A 16,387-nucleotide genomic window follows, 5' to 3' on the forward strand; every position below is an offset into this window, starting at 1 on the left:
GAGTTGCGTTCATGCGGCTTCTCCCTGTTCGATAAGTCCGTCGTAGATCGAGAGCTGCACCAGTTCGACCACGACTTCGGGCAGATCGGCAGGGTCCGGACAGAACCGGGCCCGCAAGGTTGTCAGGCAGGGCGTTCGGCGCGCCGCCAGGTCCTCGGTCAGGAGCCCCGCGAGTTCAGCTTCGCATGCACGCTCGTGAGCCATGGCCAGAAGTTCGACGGTGGTGCGGCAGGCTTCCCGCTCGCCCTGAACTTCCAGCAGGTGGTCGAACATCAGGCGATAGGCCTCTCGCGGGAACAGGCTATCGCGATAGACCAGCCCTAGCAGTGCCATGGGCTTACGGCGCAGAGAATGGATCACGTGACGGTAATCGACAACGTGGCCGTGCTTCCCGTTCATGCCTGCGCGTCCGCGCGGCAGGGTCATGAGTCTCGTGCCGCCGATGAAGAGGTCGAGGCGGTCATCATACAGGCGAGCCCGCAAACGGTGCCCGATCAGGCGGGATGGGACCGTGTAGAACACCTTGTGCAACGTGAAGCCGCCCGAGGATGTGACCGTCACGAGGATCTCCTCGTAATCGGTGGTGCGCACGTCCGGCAGCGGCCGCAGGAACTTGCGTTCGGCATCGATCCCGGGGCCGTGCCGCCGGTTGCGCGCATTTACGACCTCGTCGATGAAGCGGCGATAGTCGGCAAGGTCGGAGAAGTCGGCGCTCCCGCGCAGCAGCAGCGCATCCCTTATGGCAGCCTTGATATGGCCATGGGCACTCTCGATCGCGCCGTTCTCATGGGCAACGCCCCGGTTGTTCCTCGTGGGCTCCATTCCATAATGGTCACAGAGCGCGTCATAACGCTTGGTCAGGTCGATCCTGGCATCAGCGTCCAGATTGCGGAAGGCGGCCGAGAGGCTGTCGGTACGATGAAGCTTCGGCGCACCACCTGCGGACCAGAGCGCGTTCTGCAGCCCTTCGGCCAAGGCGACGAAGCTCTCGCCGCCCAGGATGATGTGCCCGTGTTCGAAGCCGCCACAAGGAAGCCGGAAGTGATAGAGCAGATGGTCCAGGGGCTGTCCGGCGATGGAAACTCCCAGATCGTCCATGCACGTGAAATCGGACAGGCCGAGCCGCCCGGCCTCATGCACTTGCCGGAAAATGACTTCGCGATCTTGCCCGTTCATGGCGCGCCAGTCGCGAATGCACCTCTCCAGGGTTCGCCGGGAGCCGAACTCCGTCTTGGGATATCGGCGCCGCAGCTCCTCGAAGATCGCTATGGGCCGAAGGCCCGGGGCAGCCTCTAACATCGGCACGACAACTTCATCGAAAATACCGGCAAGCGGATCGGGTCGGCGCCGGCTGCGCGGTGTTTGCCGCTGCGATGGCAGCTGGGTGTCCTGCAGAACCCGATAGCCCGTCGCCGGACTGAACCCGGCCTTCGCCGCCGCCAGCGCGACGGGGTCATAACGTCTGTTGGTCATGAAAAGCCTCACTTGATGATCGTTGATGTGTCGGCCGGCCACACGTCCAGTCCTCCTCCCCGGAAAACCCGATGCATAGCGGCCACCACGACCATCACAGGCACCCGGCAAAGAGTGCCTCCGGTGTGTCGGGACCGGCTACGGGCTACGCCCTACGCCGATCCCGACACACCGGATTCTCATCTTGATTGTCGCGCTTTCTCATCCAGATCGCCGCGCGACACGGTGGAAGCCGCGCGGTAGGACATGGGTCAGGAAGCGCCGGATGAACTCGTCGACCGGGAGGGCCATGACGCGCTGGCGATCGGCTCCATCGCGGCGGTAATCCTTGTAGCGCAAGGTGACGTTGGCGCCATCGAAGGCCAGTATCCGCCGGTTCGATATGGCAACCCGGTGCGTATAGCGCGACAGATAGGCCAAGACGGCCTCGGGTCCTGCGAACGGCGGCTTGGCGTAGACCACCCAGCGCTTCTTGCGGACCGGAGCGATATGACGCTGGAACGCCCGGCGATCGCTCAGCGGCAGGAGCGTTCCGAAGAAGGCCAGCTTGCCGCTGTCGTGGAGCTGGGTCAGCCGGGTAAGGAACAGCCGGCGGAACAGCTTGCCCAGAACCCGAACTGGCAGAAGGAAGGCGGGACGCGAGGATATCCAGCGCGTCCCGTCTGAGGCCAGGCCTCCACCCGGCAACCATGTGAACATGCGGGTGGTGCGTCATGGACGAACCCCACGTGTGCAACACCGCGGTGATGCCGATGCGCGCGCCGAGATGTTTGGGATCGGCCGCGATCGTCAACATGGTTTCGGACGCAATGCGGAACAGCAGGTCGTAGAGCAGCGCCTTGTTGTGGAAGGCGATCTCGGCGATCTGCGCTGGTAGCGTGAAGACGACGTGGAAGTAGCCCACTGGCAGCAGATCGGCCTCGCGTTCCGCCAGCCAGGTGCGCGCTGCCGCACCCTGGCACTTGGGGCAGTGCCGGTTGCGGCAACTGTTGTAGGCGATGCGCCAGTGCCCGCAGTCCTCGCAGGTCTCGACATGACCGCCCAAGGCAGCGGTGCGGCAGTTCTCGATCGCGGTCATCACCTTGAGCTGTGTCAGGCTCAGATGGCCGATGTGGGCCGCCCGATAGGCCGGCCCAGCAGCGCGGAAGATGTCGGCGACCTCATGGTCGGTGCGCACGCCTCAGCCGTCTGGCGATGCCTGAGGTCGAGGGGAGCCGATAGAGTCTGCCTGCGCTCGCCTGCGCTCAAGTCAGGCGCATCGCAGGCGTGGCCCGCACGACATCAAGGTCATAGGCCAATCCCGCGCAGCGGGTTCGTACAAGTCCCAGCCCCGGCCATTCCCGTGCGCCCTACTCTCAGCTGGCAACGACGATTGAGTGTTCAAGGCGTACGTCGTCGAGAAGTCGCTCGATGGCGGAACGCTGCCTATCTGTCCCGCTGGGCCTGACATCCCAATTGCAATGAGTATAGGTTTTTGCGTCGCGAACGATGATTTTGCCGAGAGCTCGCCGCCATGTTTGCGATGTGCCACCGCTTTCCCGAATGAGCCGGGCAATCAAAAGCTGTTCGAGGTCCGATGCAGTCATTGCATCCACTTAACCGCCACCGACTGCAAGGCAAGCGCAGCGTCAGGTAGCTCGGGCAAAAGGCGACGCCTCGCTGGGGGCGCCGCCTTTCCAATATTCAGCCGTTAAGCTTGTCTTTGATGCCCTTGGCAGGGGTGAAGCTCAGCTTGCGGGCGGCCTTGATCGTCATCGCTTCGCCGGTGGCCGGATTGCGGCCTTCGCGCTCAGGTGTGTCCTTGACCTTGAACTTGCCGAAGCCATTGAGCGAAATCTCCTCGCCCTTGGCCGCCGCATCGGCGATCGCATCAAACACTGTGTCGACGACCTTGCGCGCCTCCGCCTTGGTAAGCCCGGCATCGGTGGCGATCGCCTCGGCCAGATCATTGTTGTTCATAGCAGTTCCTTCTTCTTTTAATGGGCGGCGGCCCTTAGAGCCGTCCGCCAGATCCATCACGTCCGAACGCTGCGCGCCCGGCCATTATTGAGAGGGCGGGCCGCAAACTCAGCCAGCGTTGTTCGGGGTCGCTTTCGGCGCGCGTGCCATCCGCTTGGCCCTCGGTGCCTTGGCCGGATTAGCGGTCTGCACGGGTTCAGAGGGTATTTGTCCCTCAGCTGCAGGATCACCGTCACCCGGCGTCGCCAGTCCTTTGCCGAATAGCCCCAACTTGCCGCGCGGCTTGCGAACCGGTGTCGGTGCGGGTGCCGGCGCGCCCGCCGGAATTGCTTCGGCAATTGGAGTCGGCGCGACGTCAGCCGCTGCGTCCTTCTTCGCCGCACGCTTCTTTCGGGGATCGGCCGCGCCTTCCGATGCGGACGTCTGACTGCCCTTAGGCTTGCCTTTCGCCTTGGGCGCGACTGGCTCGGCCGAAGCAACCTTGTCATCCTCGGCGGCCGCAGCAACTGGCGTATTATCTTTAGCTTTGACTGGCTTGGTAGCGGCCTTCCGCTTCGCCTTGCCTGCGGGTTCTGGGGATTTCGGGGCCCCTTTCCTGGCGATTGGCGGTTTGACCGCAGGGATCTCCGCAGCCGATGGCTTGCTCTCGGCAGCAGGCTCAGTGCTTGCCCCGGCCAGGGGCGCTGCAACGGGCTCCGCATTGCCTACGGCGCTGGCGGTTTTCGGGCGATTGCCGAGACCAATCTGCTCCGCAATGGCGCGGCGCTTGGCCGCGAAGTCCGGGGCGACCATGGGATAGTTCGCCGGCAGTTTGTACCGCTCGCGGTAGGTCTCCGGGGTCAATCCATTTGCAGCCAAGTGGCGCTTGAGCGTCTTGTAGCGCTTCCCGTCGATGAGGCTGATGAGATACTCAGGAGACGATATACTCTTTCGCACCGACACGGCTGGCGTGTGCACCTCAGGCTCCTCAGCTGGCGCTGAAGCAGCGGCATCCTGCGCCAACGCCTCCCTCGTTGTGCGGATGAGATCGGCGAGGTTCTCCGAAGCAACGGTATTATTGGTGAGGTATGCGCTCAGCAACTGCACCGTCAATGCCGTGACATCGGCGGGATTTTCAGGTTCGGCCATTACAGATGCTGCTCCAAAGACTGCCTATCAGGATCGACAATTTGCGACCGCATGCTTGTCATGCTCGGACTAACATCTTGCAAGTCAGAATGTGCCCAAGAATCCTGAATTTGGCGGACGGAACGTCTTGATGGGGGGATCCAAGGTCTGTCGCTCAATCCGAGGGCCTACGCAACCACCCTTCCCCGGTCGCCCGGCACCGGGTCATCGCAGAAATGCACCTGCGCTTTGCCCTTCCTCTTGGAACGGTACAGCGCGGCATCGGCACATTGCAGAAGCCTGTCGAGGTCGAGACCATGAACCGGCGCAAGTGAAATCCCGACGCTGGCGGAAATCTGCATCTCCGTATCGTCGATGTGGTAGCTGTCGGAGAGTTGGCGGATAATCCGGCGCGCAAGAAGCTCCGCCTGGTCCGCATGAAGAACGTCAGGCTGAAGCACGACAAATTCATCGCCGCCCAGTCGGCCGACGACATCATCACCTCTTACCGTAGCCGCCAATCGCCCGGCGACCTGGACCAGCAGCCTGTCTCCGATGGGATGGCCGAACTGGTCATTGACCGCCTTGAACCCGTCCAGATCGAGATAGTGAATGGCGATCTGGCGATCGACCCGGCACGATTGCGCCTGTCTCAGAAAGCATTCGCGCACCAGCAACCGATTGGCGAGGCCGGTGAGTGGATCGTATCGCGCCAGGTTTCCAAGGTCATGCTTGGTCGTCAGATGCTCGAGCGCCGATTGATAAAGATGTCGGACGGATTCGATGCTCATCGCGGCCACGACGAGAAGCAGAATGGCCTCAAGTATGAAGAACTGCCCGGTGACGGTAGAAGCACCGATCCGCGTCGCATGCACGAGCATTCCCAGCGAGACTGGAACAACTGTGATCGTCTGGCCAAGCAGACAGAGCCGGGGTCGGCCCGCATTGCGCGATACGATCCCGGCGCCAAAGGTGAAGATCAGGCTGACGGTGGCCAGATGGACGAGTGGATGAGGCGCTCCGAGCGCCACCAGATTGAGGCTCGCGATCAGGCCGGCACAGGCACATGTTGCCCACGTGTAGCGCTTCTCCCATCGTCGAAGCGCAGACACCTCCTGGGTCATTCCCCCTGCCCTGTGATACCCGCGAATGATCAGAAGGCGGATGGCGGTGACAATGCTGGAGCACACAACCAGCGCGAGGACTGCTCGGCTGTGCCAACTGACGAAGACCAGTATTCCAACGACCGCGTAGAGAATGCCAAATCCCAGTATGGGCGTTGCCATGGCAAAAAGAGGTGCCACGAGATCGCGATAGACGGCCTCCGGCAGCAACTGATCGGCCGCCCTTGCAAAAACGGTGGCTTGGGATCGCGCGCGGGGGGATGGGGTCCGTCTCTCCATCAGACGATCATACAGATCCAGAATTAACGATTTGACCAGAATGAGGCAGGCTGTGTGTATCGCTTGAGCAGCCGCATTACGCTCGGGCTCTCCAAGGTCTTTGAGGCCTTCCGTCTAAGCCTAATCGTCGTTTTCCTGCGGCTGATCGGAAGGAGTAGGCGGAACAACTGCGCCGCGCCGGTTCGGCATTTGCGTGGGTTTCGGGTTATCCGGGGTTTCGTCCTCCTGCGGAAGGCACCGTTCGACGAGGGACGCGGCGACGAGCAGCAGAAGAGCGAGCGCGGTACCGGCCAGCACGAGAATATACTGCCCAGCCCCGGCAGTGATGCCCACAGCGGCCGCCATCCACAAGCTTGCCGCCGTGGTCATATTGCGCACATCTCCGCCGCGCACAAAAATGAGCCCGCCGGCAATAAAGCCGATGGCCTGGGCGAGCCCCTGTATGACGCGAACAGGGTCGCCTTCTGGATGGTGTTCCACGAGTTCCAGCGCCGACAAGGTCAGCATTCCCGAGCTCAGCGCGACAAGTCCATGCGTGCGTAAGCCCGCATCGTGGCCCCGGCGCTCGCGTTCGAAGCCCAGAGCGAGGCCCAGAATCGTCGCAAGCCCAAGCCTCATGAGGGTGGTGGAGATGTCGTCCTCAAGCATTTTTCGTGCTCGGCCTGAAGGTGATGACGCGGTAGATGTAGTACAGCAGGACTGCCCCCATGATCCCGAGGCCCGCAGGCCCTAGGTACCGATCAACCGCTGAGAACTGCTTCCCCAGAAGGTATCCCGCTCCAGCCAGAAGACTGTTCCAGACCGCCGATCCCGATGTGGTCAGGACGATGAACCGGGCGAAGCGGGTGCCGAACATGCCAGCCGGGATCGAGATCAACGTACGTAGCCCCGGCACGACATGCGCGAGAGGAATAGCCCAGGAGCCATGGCGATCGAACCAGTCATCGATGCGATCTATTTCATCGGCTGACAACGTCAGCCAGCGGCCGTGGCGATCCGCGAGGGCCTTCAGTCTCCGCTCACCGTACTTGCCTGCCAACCACCACCAGAAGGCGGCGCCCTCAACCGTCCCAAGCGTGCCGGAAAGAATGACAAGCGCGAGGTTGAGACCGCCATCGGCCGCCGTATAGCCAGCGAGCGGCATGATGACCTCGGAGGGTATCGGGGGAAAGACATTCTCGAGCAGCATGAGCAGGGCTATGGCCCAGTACCCCAGCTTCTCGACAATGCCGGTGATCCATTCGGTCATTTGCGCTGCCCCCAGGGCCTGAACAACTTCACACGCGTCGCCGCTTGCCCGTCAGGCCCGCATGCGTCTCCTCTCAAACAGGCTTCGCGCCACCCCGTTCCCGAGGACATGGGCGCTCGTGCTCTTTCGAAGCCTTTTCGGCGTTCAGATCGTCCGTGCCGTTCACGCAAAGATGGTCATGCCGGAGACTTGGGTGTCGCAGCAAAACCCAACACCGATGAACATCGAGCAACCCCCCGCGTATCCGCCAATTCCCCACCCATTTTGCGCTGGTTATACTCCAAGTTATCCACACCCCTCCCCTGAATGTGCCTTGGCGCTCGCCGGCTCTGATTAGCGGTAAAGCGTAGCTGCGCTATTGATCGTCGCCCGGCAGTGCTTTCCGATTTTTGGGCGGCGAAAAGCCGCGAGCTTCTACAAGCTGGACACATCCCGCGCCGCGCGTTCATAGGCAGGCGATGACGACCTTGCTGACTTCCACCATCCTTGCCGTGATCGAGCGCGCGCCGCAGTGGGTTCGCCACGATCTCGAATCCAAGGATGACTCCCTTCGCGCCCGCGCCGAGGAGACACTCGCGGCGATGATCGCCGCAGCCCTTCAGGACGCGAAAGAAGCAACGCCGGGCGGCCCCTCCGCCTGAACCCTGGGCTCGCCTTGCGCGATCGGCGAGCCCAAATATCAGGAACAATTTCGGACGTCTGCCTTTGATCCTGGCGAAGGAGACAATCGCATGATTGGCAAGATTATCGGAGCGATCGCCGGAACCCAGGCGTCGAAGCACGTGCGAGGCCTCAATGGAACGGGCGGTGCACTTCTGGGTGCCGCAGCGCCGATCCTGCTACGTCGGCTCAGTCCGCTCACGCTGATCGCCGCGGCCGCAGGCGCGTACGCCGCCAAGAAACATGCCGACGGCCAGAAGGCGGAAAAGCTGCCGCGCGCACGGCCTAGCGGTATTGTCGAACCCACGCGGACCCAGGCCTGACGCAAGGCTCGGCGCTCTCTGAAGGGGCGCCGGGGGCCTTATGGCTTGCTAAGCGCTCAGCCCAGCTTCTTCATCAGCCGTCCGGCCGCGCCATTTTCAGCAGCGAGGTTGCGATTGTAAGCAAGGGGCATGCGCGGGCTCTTCCAGCGCAGCGCGTCCATGATGCCTGCGAAATCCTCACCACTCGCGAAAAGGTCCTGATTGAGGCCAACCCGCGTGGAGTGCCCGCTGATGCGCTTCAGCCAGTGCTCAAGATCGTCGCGGGTCAGATCAGGCAAGGCCCCCTTCTCAAATGCTCGCCGGATGATCGCGCGCCAGATCGGCCCAATCGAGCCGGGGTGAAGCGCGGTATCGCCGATACTGTATTCCGTACGCGCCGCCACGGCAGGCTTGGGCAAGGCCTTGCGCCAATCATACGCCTCGCGCCCGGACAGCGTCGTCAGGTCTCGGCCGGGTACGCGGGCCCTCGCCTTGTAACGGCGCACGAAGACCCGCCGGAACAGTGCGCCCTCGCTGATCTCGGCCGCGTCCAACCACGCTTTCACCGCACGCACGGTGCGAGGGCTGAGGAAAGCGGTAGCCCCTTCCCCTTCGCTATCGCTCTTGCTGCGCGGGATCGCAAGCAGCCGCGCATCGGCGTCGATGGCCGGGAGGATGTGCCCGACTTCGACGGCGACCAGTTCGCTGGCCCTGAGCCCTGTGTCGTAGGCCAGACTGAGGAGGGCGCGATCGCGCAGACCCACGAGGTCCACATCGCAGCTTTCCAGCAGCGCACGAAGATTGAGACCCCTTGCCAGGTCGCGTTCGATGTCCGAGATAGGTCCCTTGAATCGCAGCGGCGCCGCCTGGCGCTGGGCCACCCCCTTCTCCTTGCGGATCGCCGCCAGCGTCAGCTTGACCAGCGGAGCCGTTGTGGGATCGATGAGGCCAAGCAGCTGGTGCAGCCGCGCGATCGACGCCTTGTTCTTGCCAATAAGCTGGGGCTGCGCCCGGGCTCCAAATGGCTGAAGATTTCGCATGTCAGGTTCGATCCCGAGACACCTGACGCTCTCCCGATTTGCTGGACCGATGTATATGTTCCAGAACGGCATGCAGCCTACGTCAGGGAGCACCTACCGGATCACCCAAATGCCATCTCGGAGTTGGTGGAGCAGTCTGCAGGCCGGGCAATCAACGATATCGAGCAAGTGCTGGCTGCATCAGGTGTGCCGGAGCATCAAGCGGAGGAGCTTCGAGCCAAGGAAGGAAGCTATGCGCTCGAGATAGTGCGGAAATACTACTTTACTGCGCATGACCTTGCAGAAGTGTCTGTCTCACTGCACCCCGCAGATCGCTTTGCTTATACCGTTCGCCTTACCCGCCAGCAGCCGGATAATATAAGCGGTTGATGTGCTGTTCTCGGTCGGTGCTCAGTTGAATCAGAGGGCAGCAACGCGCCCCTTGTCGCCATTCGACGGCAGATTTCAGCTTCTCGGAAGCCGCCATTCGTTCAGGTTAGACTCGGTCACTTGACGCGAGAAAAGCTGCCAGTCAAGCAACGCCCCGTTGCGGACATAACGACGGTCGCCATCATGCGAGCCGATTGCGCGATATGCTCCTGCAAGTGCTTCCTTACCGTGACCGCCACGCCGATCACCGAAGCATTCTGAGCAGAACGATCAGACCGCGACTACGCTGATCGACAAGCGGGCCGCTAAGTGCGCCGCTTCTCATCTACCGGCAAGTTCGTTTCGGACTTGCCGGATGGCCATTCCGGCAGGGCGCACATCGCTGGATGGCCCGTGTCAGAGCGCGAGTTTATCAATCCTGGCTTGCGGCTCGGTAAACCAGCGGGCGCCACCGTCCGCCACGTACATGTGATCTTCCAGCCTCACCCCGAAACGACCGGGGACGACGATCATCGGTTCGTTGGAGAAGCACATACCCGGCTCCAGCAATGTTCGGTCCCCGCGTACAAAATACGCCGGCTCGTGGATCGACAGCCCTATGCCGTGACCCGTGCGGTGTGGGAGTCCGGGCAAGGCGTAGTCAGGGCCAAGACCGGCTTTCGCCAGCACGGCGCGCGCGGCATGGTCGACGCTTTCGCACGGCTCGCCAGGGCGGACCGCATCAAAGGCGGCCTGCTGCGCCTCCTTTTCGATCGCCCAGATATCTTGGATGTCCCCCGACACTGCACCGAAAGCATAAGTACGGGTGATGTCCGAATGGTAGCCCTCGACGGTGCAGCCGGTATCGACGAGGACGAGTTGTCCTTCCTGCAGCGCGCGATCGCCGGGCAGGCCATGGGGATAGGCCGTCGCCTCCCCGAACTGGACGATGCAGAAACTCGATCCGCTCGCGCCCAGCCGGCGATGCGCGGCATCGATGAAGCGGACGACCTCGCTCTGGCGGATGCCGGGCCGCAGGATGCGCGCGGCGGCATGCTGGACCATCAGCGTCATCGACTTCGCCTGTTGCATCAGCGCCAGTTCTGCGGCGGACTTGACCATGCGGCACTGCTTGACCACCGGCATGGCGTCGATCAACCGCGCGGTCCCGGCGGCGCGGATGCGCTCGGCGAAGTGGAACGGCAGTTCGGGGTCGATCGCCAGCGTCTTCGCACCGATCTCGCTAAGGGCATCGATCACCAGTGCCACCGGGTCCTCGTCCTCCTGCCATGACCTGATCTCGACGGGCACCGCCAGATCGGCCTCCAGCGTGCCGATCTCGAAGTGCGGACAGATCATGATCGGCGTGCGGCCGGGCGCGAGCAGCATCGAAACCAGGCGCTCGGTCTGGCCCCAGGGAAGGCCCGTGAAGTAGCGCAACGATGCACCCGCATCGACCAGCAGCGCATCGGCGCCGAGCTTTTCGGTCAGTTCGCGGGCGCGCTCCATCCGGGCTTCGCGCTCGGCCGGGGCGATGGCGGGAGCGCGGTCGTCCCAGGGGGAGAGCCGGGCGAGTTCGGTTTCTGCGGTCGATCCACCGATCATGTCGTCAATTCCTTATGCAAAACGTGCGATGTCGAACGGCGCCAGCGGTATGACGGGCGGCGTACCGCCGATCATCGCGGCGACCAGCCGCGCGGTTATCGGCGCCAGCGTGAGGCCGAGGTGCTGATGCCCGAAGGCATAGAAGAGGTTATTCGCCTTCGTCGAGCGACCGATCGCCGGAAGGTAGTCCGGCAGCGTCGGGCGGCACCCCATCCAGCGCGTGAACGGCCCCGAAACAGGCAGGCCGAGCTGCGCGACGTGCCGTTCCAGCCGCTCCCATTTGCGCGGGTCGGCGGGCGTGTCGGGATGGCCCAGTTCCACGAAGCTGGCGGCCTGCAACGTGTCGCGGTAACGGGTGACGATCATCGCGCGGTCCTCGAACACCAGCGGAGGCAGGTCTGCGGGCCAGTCGCTTTCGCGCACTTGCGCGCGGATGTGATAACCGCGTTCGGCGATCATCGGGACGACATGGCCGAGCCCCTCCATGATCGCGCGCGATCGGACGCCCGCGCAGACCAGCACCCGGTCCGCATCGAGCCCGGCAATCCGCGCGCGACCATCGATGAGCGCGACTTCGGCTTTCGCCTCCATCAACGTACCCCCGCCCTCGACGAAAGCGCAGCGCAGCACTGCTCGCAGATCGCCGAGGTCGGATATCTGCGCAGTGCCCGAAAAGCGCACGGCTCCCGCGATCGGCTCTCGGCACAGGGCGGAAAGCCGCGCGATCTCATCGGACGTAGCGGGATGGACTTGCGCGGTGCCCGTTTCGGCGGCGTCCCAGGCGGCCTGTCCTGTCCGTGCGGCCTCGTCGCCGTGCCACAGTATGAAATGGCCCTGCGTATGCAGCAACTCCGGCACGCCGATCCGCTCGACCCGCCCCGCCCAGGCCGGCAGCGCCTCGGCCATCAGCGGCCGCATAGCCTCGCAACCAGCGCGAAAACGCGAAGGCCGTGCCGCGGCCAGCAGGCTCAATCCGAACGGCACCCACTGCGCCATCGCGCCGGGCGGAAAGGCCAGCGGGCCGCCGCGCATGAACAGACGGCTTGGCAAGGTACGCACCATGTCCATCGACGCCAGCGGCTCGACCTGCTCCACGGCGATATGACCGGCATTGCCCCATGATGCCGCGTGCCCCCGCACGTCGTCATCGATGAGGGCGACGCTATGTCCGGCTTCAAGCAGGTCCAGCCCTGCACACAACCCGACGACCCCGCCGCCGACAATACCGATCACCCCCACGAAAACTCCATTGCATTTGTCGGACTATATCGTATACCATATATCAATCGCCATCCTTTCGTACAAGGCTCGATGCGCAAGATGCTTCGCCCAGCTGTCTATCCACCTGCCGCCATGGCACTCCTGAGTGCCTTTATGGTACCCTTGTGTGCGGGGATGGTGGACCTCGGGCGGAACCTGCCGGACCATCACGCGGTCAGAGTACAAGCGGAGCGATTGCAGGCAGATCGCCAATCATCTACGGTATACGGTAATTTGCTCCGGCGCCATCGCCGCGCCGAGAACCGTATGGAGATCCACAGATGACTATCGTCGTCCGCACGCTTGCCGAACGCATTTTCGACGTGATCCGGGAGAGAATCGTAGAGGGCAAGCTCCCCGTCATGGAGCCGGTGCGCCAGGATGCCCTCGCCGCCGAACTGGGTGTCAGCAAGATCCCGCTGCGCGAGGCGCTGGCCCGCCTGGAACACGAAGGGCTGCTGACCAGCCAAGCCAATCGCGGCTGGTTCGTGCGCCCGATGTCACAGGATCAGGCCGAGGAAATCTACCTCCTGCGCCTCGCCACCGAACCCGCTGCCGCCGCTTATGCCTGCGCCCGCGCGGACGAGAGCGACAAGGAAGCCGCCCGCCGCGCCTTCGATATCCTCGATGCCGCCGCCAAGGGGGATCGCGCCGAAGTCGCTGTGCGTAACCGCGAATTCCACGTCTCGCTGGTGCGCCCGGGCAAGCGCCTGCTCACCACCCAACTGGTCGAGCGCCTTGAAGTGCTGGCCGAGCGCTATGTCATTGCGCACCTGGAGCCCGCCGGGCGCGGCGACCGCGCGCACAACGAACACAGCGAACTGCTCGACACCTGGCTCGCCGGAGACGCGAACACGGTGAAAGACCTGCTTACCGCGCACATTGCCAGCACTCTGGACGATTTGCGCGCCCATTTCACAGCCAGCCAGACCGGCTGAAACATAAAACTTCAGGGGACCTTATGCTCGGACCGCGAAAATCCATCGAAAGACTGTCGCAACGCGAATCCGGGCATTCCCTGGCCAAAACCCTGAGCTGGCCGCACCTGATCGCACTGGGCGTCGGCGCGATCGTCGGCACGGGCATCTACACCCTCACCGGCGTCGGTGCCGAGCGTGCCGGCCCGGCAGTGATCCTCGCCTTCGCAATCGCGGGGGCTGTCTGCGCCTGCGCTGCGCTGGCCTATGCCGAAATGGCGACCATGATCCCGGCAGCGGGCAGCGCCTATACCTTCAGCTACGCCGCGATGGGCGAGACGATCGCCTGGATCGTGGGCTGGAGCCTGATCCTCGAATACTCGCTCGCCTGCTCGACGGTCGCGGTGGGCTGGTCGGGCTATCTGGTCGGCTGGATAGAATCCGCCGGGATACACCTGCCGCACATGCTGCTGGTGGGGCCGCACGGCGGCGGCATCGTCAACCTGCCCGCCGTGCTCGTGGCGCTGGGCGTGATGGGCATGCTGATCGCGGGAACCCGTGAAAGCGCGACGCTCAACATCGTCCTCGTCATCATCAAGCTGGCCGCACTGTCTGTGTTCGTCATCATGGCGCTGCCCGCGTTCCAGTCCGGCCACCTTGAGCCGTTCATGCCCTACGGCTTCGCCAGCACCGAGATCGAGGGCCACAAGCGCGGTGTCATGGCCGCCGCCGCCATCGTCTTCTTCGCCTTCTATGGCTTCGACGCGGTCGCCACTTCCGCCGAGGAAGCCAAGAATCCCGGGCGTGACCTCACCATCGGCATCGTCGGCTCGATGGTCGTCTGCACGCTGATCTACATGGCCGTCGCCGTCACCGCGATCGGCGCTCTTCCGTTCCAGCAGCTCGCCAACTCGCCGGAGCCGCTGGCGCTCGTGCTGCGCAGTCTCGGCCAGCCGGTTGCCGCGCATCTGATCGCCCTTGCCGCCGTGCTGGCGCTGCCGTCGGTCATCCTCGTCATGATGTACGGGCAGAGCCGGGTGTTCTTCGTCATGGCCCGCGACGGGCTGCTGCCCCGCGCGCTCGCCAAGGTCAGTCCGCGCACCGGCGCTCCCACGCGCATCACGCTGATGACCGGCATTTCGATCGCCGTCGTCGCGGGGATCTTCCGCCTCGACGAGATCGCCGAACTGGCCAACGCGGGAACCCTGATCGCCTTCATGTCGGTGGGTGCCTGCCTGATGATCCTGCGCCGTCGCCGCCCCGACCTGCCCCGCCTGTTCCGCTGTCCCAAGCCGATGCTGGTCGGCACGCTGACGATCCTGGGCTGCGCCTACCTGCTGTTCAGCCTGCCCAGCAGCACGCTGATCCGCTTCGGTGCGTGGAATGTCATCGGCCTTGTGGTCTACGTGCTCTACGGCCGTTTGCGCAGCGAAGCCGGGCGCGAGGCGGCCGCCGCCGGAGCCTGAAGCCCCCTTCCCTTTTCGTTTCCCAGTCTTCCCTTCAAAGGAGATCGCGATGTCGCGCGCCCTGTTCGCCGCTGCAGCCCTTGTCGGCACCTGCCTTTCCGCCGCTCCCGCCCTTGCAAAGAGCGCCTATGACGGCGTCTGGTTGTTCGATGAAGGCCAACCCAAACTCGGGCCCAATCCCGGCGTCACGATGATGGAAGTGGCCTCGAAGGGCGGGAAGATCACCGGCAGCGTCACCACCCAGTGGTACGGCCCGGTCGAGATGCAGGATCCGCACGTCGAGAACGGCGTGCTGCGCTTCACTGCCCGCAACATAAACGATCGCGAGCATCCCACCCGCGACTGGAGCGTCACGCTCGAAGCCGGGAAAGCCCACCTCAAGGGCCAGATCTGGGAATCCGAGGTAGACGGCTTCGGCCGCCCCGGCACTGCGAAGGACGCAAAGGCGCGCGCCTTCAGGTTCACCGCCCTGCCCGCGCTCGGCGCGCCGATCCCCAAAACGCTCGCCGCCACGCCGCCGATGGGCTGGAGCAGCTGGAACAAGTTCGCCGAACACATCGACGACAAGACCGTACGCGCCATGGCCGACGCTATGGTCTCCACTGGCCTGCGCGACGCGGGCTATACTTACGTCAACATCGACGACGGCTGGCAGGGCAAGCGCGACCCCAATGGCGTGCTCCAGCCCAACGCCAAGTTCCCGGACATGAAGGCGCTGACCGACTACGTCCATTCCAAGGGCCTCAAGATCGGCATCTATTCTTCGCAGGGGCCGCGCACTTGCGCCGGGTACGAGGGCAGCTACGGCCACGTCCAGCAGGATGCGAAGACGTATGCGGAATGGGGCTTCGACTACCTGAAGTACGATCTGTGCTCCGGCGAATGGTTCTATGCCGATGCCGACACCGTCCAGCGCAGCTACCATGAAATGGGCGCGGCGCTGCAGGCGACGGGGCGCGACTTCATCTTCTCCCTGTGCGAATACGGCCGTTTCGACGTGGGCCGCTGGGGCCGGGACGTCGGTGGCCAGCTGTGGCGCACGACCGGTGACATCACCGACGACTACCCCACGATGGCGAAGATCGGCTTCGACAAGAACGGCAATCCGGACTGGGCCGGCCCGCACGGCTGGAACGACCCGGACATGCTCGAAGTCGGCAACGGCGGCATGAGCGCAGACGAATACCGCACCCACATGACCCTGTGGGCGATGTCCGCCGCGCCGTTGATGATGGGCCATGACTTGCGTGAAACCTCGCCGGAAACGCTGGCGATGCTCACCAACAGGCGCGTCATCGCCATCGATCAGGACGCCAGGGGCGTACAGGGCAAGGCCGTGCGCAAGGACGGTGCGACCGAGGTCTGGGCCAAGCCGCTCGCCGACGGGCGCGTCGCGCTGGCGCTGTTCAATCGCGGAGATGCTGCGGTCTCGCTCGCCATCACGGCCCAGGACGCAGGATTACGCGAAATCACGCAAGTGCAGGATGCATGGTCGGGCGCGACTTCGCCGCGACCAGCGACAGCATACGCCATCCCGGCGCGCGGCGCGGCGCTAATCGTCCTCTCTGGAAAATAAGCCCCGGCGCCGCGTGGGAGCC

The 16,387-nt window shown here is 63.9% G+C and carries 16 protein-coding genes and 1 pseudogene; 6 read left to right on the plus strand and 11 right to left on the minus strand.

What is annotated here, in order from left to right; genetic code table 11:
* Positions 1 to 9 precede the first annotated feature (9 nt).
* The 8 genes and pseudogenes from istA to QRN25_RS24815 all read right to left on the minus strand — a co-directional run bounded on the left by istA (position 10) and on the right by QRN25_RS24815 (position 7,191).
* A complete protein-coding gene (istA, locus tag QRN25_RS24780) occupies positions 10 to 1,515 on the minus strand; it encodes an IS21 family transposase (protein ID WP_502910497.1) in 1,506 nt (501 codons plus the stop codon).
* 177 nt (positions 1,516 to 1,692) lie between these two features.
* Positions 1,693 to 2,650 (minus strand): annotated as a pseudogene (locus QRN25_RS24785) (IS91 family transposase); the annotation flags it as partial.
* Between the two features lie 178 nt (positions 2,651 to 2,828).
* Positions 2,829 to 3,059, minus strand: a complete 231-nt coding sequence (locus tag QRN25_RS24790) for a hypothetical protein (RefSeq protein ID WP_285022067.1) — start codon at positions 3,057 to 3,059, stop codon at positions 2,829 to 2,831.
* A 97-nt stretch (positions 3,060 to 3,156) separates the two neighbouring features.
* Entirely contained in the window at positions 3,157 to 3,432 is a 276-nt protein-coding gene (locus QRN25_RS24795) for an HU family DNA-binding protein (protein ID WP_285022126.1), read from the minus strand.
* Between the two features lie 108 nt (positions 3,433 to 3,540).
* Positions 3,541 to 4,560, minus strand: a complete 1,020-nt coding sequence (locus QRN25_RS24800) for a MucR family transcriptional regulator (RefSeq protein ID WP_285022068.1) — start codon at positions 4,558 to 4,560, stop codon at positions 3,541 to 3,543.
* Between the two features lie 167 nt (positions 4,561 to 4,727).
* Positions 4,728 to 5,942: a GGDEF domain-containing protein gene (locus tag QRN25_RS24805; RefSeq protein ID WP_285022069.1), complete on the minus strand. Its 1,215-nt coding sequence runs from the start codon at positions 5,940 to 5,942 to the stop codon at positions 4,728 to 4,730.
* A 120-nt stretch (positions 5,943 to 6,062) separates the two neighbouring features.
* Positions 6,063 to 6,590: an MgtC/SapB family protein gene (locus tag QRN25_RS24810; protein ID WP_211151889.1), complete on the minus strand. Its 528-nt coding sequence runs from the start codon at positions 6,588 to 6,590 to the stop codon at positions 6,063 to 6,065.
* The gene (locus tag QRN25_RS24815; RefSeq protein ID WP_285022071.1) at positions 6,583 to 7,191 is read right to left on the minus strand and encodes a DedA family protein; all 609 of its coding nucleotides are present in this window, start codon (positions 7,189 to 7,191) and stop codon (positions 6,583 to 6,585) included. Before QRN25_RS24815 ends, QRN25_RS24810 begins: the two co-directional genes overlap by 8 nt.
* Positions 7,192 to 7,649: 458 nt before the next feature.
* On the opposite strand from QRN25_RS24815, the gene QRN25_RS24820 reads away from it, so the two are divergent.
* Complete coding sequence (locus tag QRN25_RS24820; protein ID WP_211151887.1) at positions 7,650 to 7,832, plus strand: DUF6771 family protein; 183 nt, start codon at positions 7,650 to 7,652, stop codon at positions 7,830 to 7,832.
* Positions 7,833 to 7,922: 90 nt separating this feature from the next.
* Positions 7,923 to 8,174, plus strand: coding sequence for a hypothetical protein (locus QRN25_RS24825; RefSeq protein WP_211151886.1), 252 nt, complete (start codon positions 7,923 to 7,925; stop codon positions 8,172 to 8,174).
* 56 nt (positions 8,175 to 8,230) lie between these two features.
* Here the strand turns inward: QRN25_RS24825 and QRN25_RS24830 are convergent, their stop codons facing one another.
* Complete coding sequence (locus QRN25_RS24830) at positions 8,231 to 9,193, minus strand: tyrosine-type recombinase/integrase (protein WP_285022075.1); 963 nt, start codon at positions 9,191 to 9,193, stop codon at positions 8,231 to 8,233.
* Between QRN25_RS24830 and QRN25_RS24835 the strand changes: the two genes are divergently transcribed.
* On the plus strand, positions 9,113 to 9,562 hold the full coding sequence (locus tag QRN25_RS24835) for a UTRA domain-containing protein (RefSeq protein WP_285022077.1): 450 nt from the start codon (positions 9,113 to 9,115) through the stop codon (positions 9,560 to 9,562). The two genes, QRN25_RS24830 and QRN25_RS24835, sit on opposite strands and share 81 nt — an antisense overlap.
* Before the next feature lie 396 nt (positions 9,563 to 9,958).
* On the opposite strand, the gene QRN25_RS24840 is transcribed toward QRN25_RS24835, so the two are convergent.
* The gene (locus tag QRN25_RS24840) at positions 9,959 to 11,146 is read right to left on the minus strand and encodes a M24 family metallopeptidase (protein WP_285022078.1); all 1,188 of its coding nucleotides are present in this window, start codon (positions 11,144 to 11,146) and stop codon (positions 9,959 to 9,961) included.
* Positions 11,147 to 11,158: 12 nt separating this feature from the next.
* A complete protein-coding gene (locus tag QRN25_RS24845) occupies positions 11,159 to 12,379 on the minus strand; it encodes an NAD(P)/FAD-dependent oxidoreductase (protein WP_285022079.1) in 1,221 nt (406 codons plus the stop codon).
* Between the two features lie 308 nt (positions 12,380 to 12,687).
* Between QRN25_RS24845 and QRN25_RS24850 the strand changes: the two genes are divergently transcribed.
* From QRN25_RS24850 to QRN25_RS24860, 3 genes are read left to right on the plus strand one after another with little or no spacing between them, the layout of a single operon-like run.
* Positions 12,688 to 13,344 (plus strand): GntR family transcriptional regulator, encoded by a 657-nt coding sequence (locus QRN25_RS24850; RefSeq protein WP_211151763.1) that lies wholly within the window; start codon positions 12,688 to 12,690, stop codon positions 13,342 to 13,344.
* Positions 13,345 to 13,367: 23 nt separating this feature from the next.
* Positions 13,368 to 14,789 (plus strand): amino acid permease, encoded by a 1,422-nt coding sequence (locus QRN25_RS24855; RefSeq protein ID WP_211151764.1) that lies wholly within the window; start codon positions 13,368 to 13,370, stop codon positions 14,787 to 14,789.
* 49 nt (positions 14,790 to 14,838) lie between these two features.
* Positions 14,839 to 16,365 (plus strand): glycoside hydrolase family 27 protein, encoded by a 1,527-nt coding sequence (locus QRN25_RS24860; protein ID WP_285022080.1) that lies wholly within the window; start codon positions 14,839 to 14,841, stop codon positions 16,363 to 16,365.
* Positions 16,366 to 16,387: the final 22 nt, after the last annotated feature.

It is taken from the genome of Novosphingobium sp. fls2-241-R2A-195 (assembly GCF_030209485.1).
In the GTDB taxonomy this organism is placed as follows: Bacteria; Pseudomonadota; Alphaproteobacteria; order Sphingomonadales; family Sphingomonadaceae; genus Novosphingobium; species Novosphingobium resinovorum.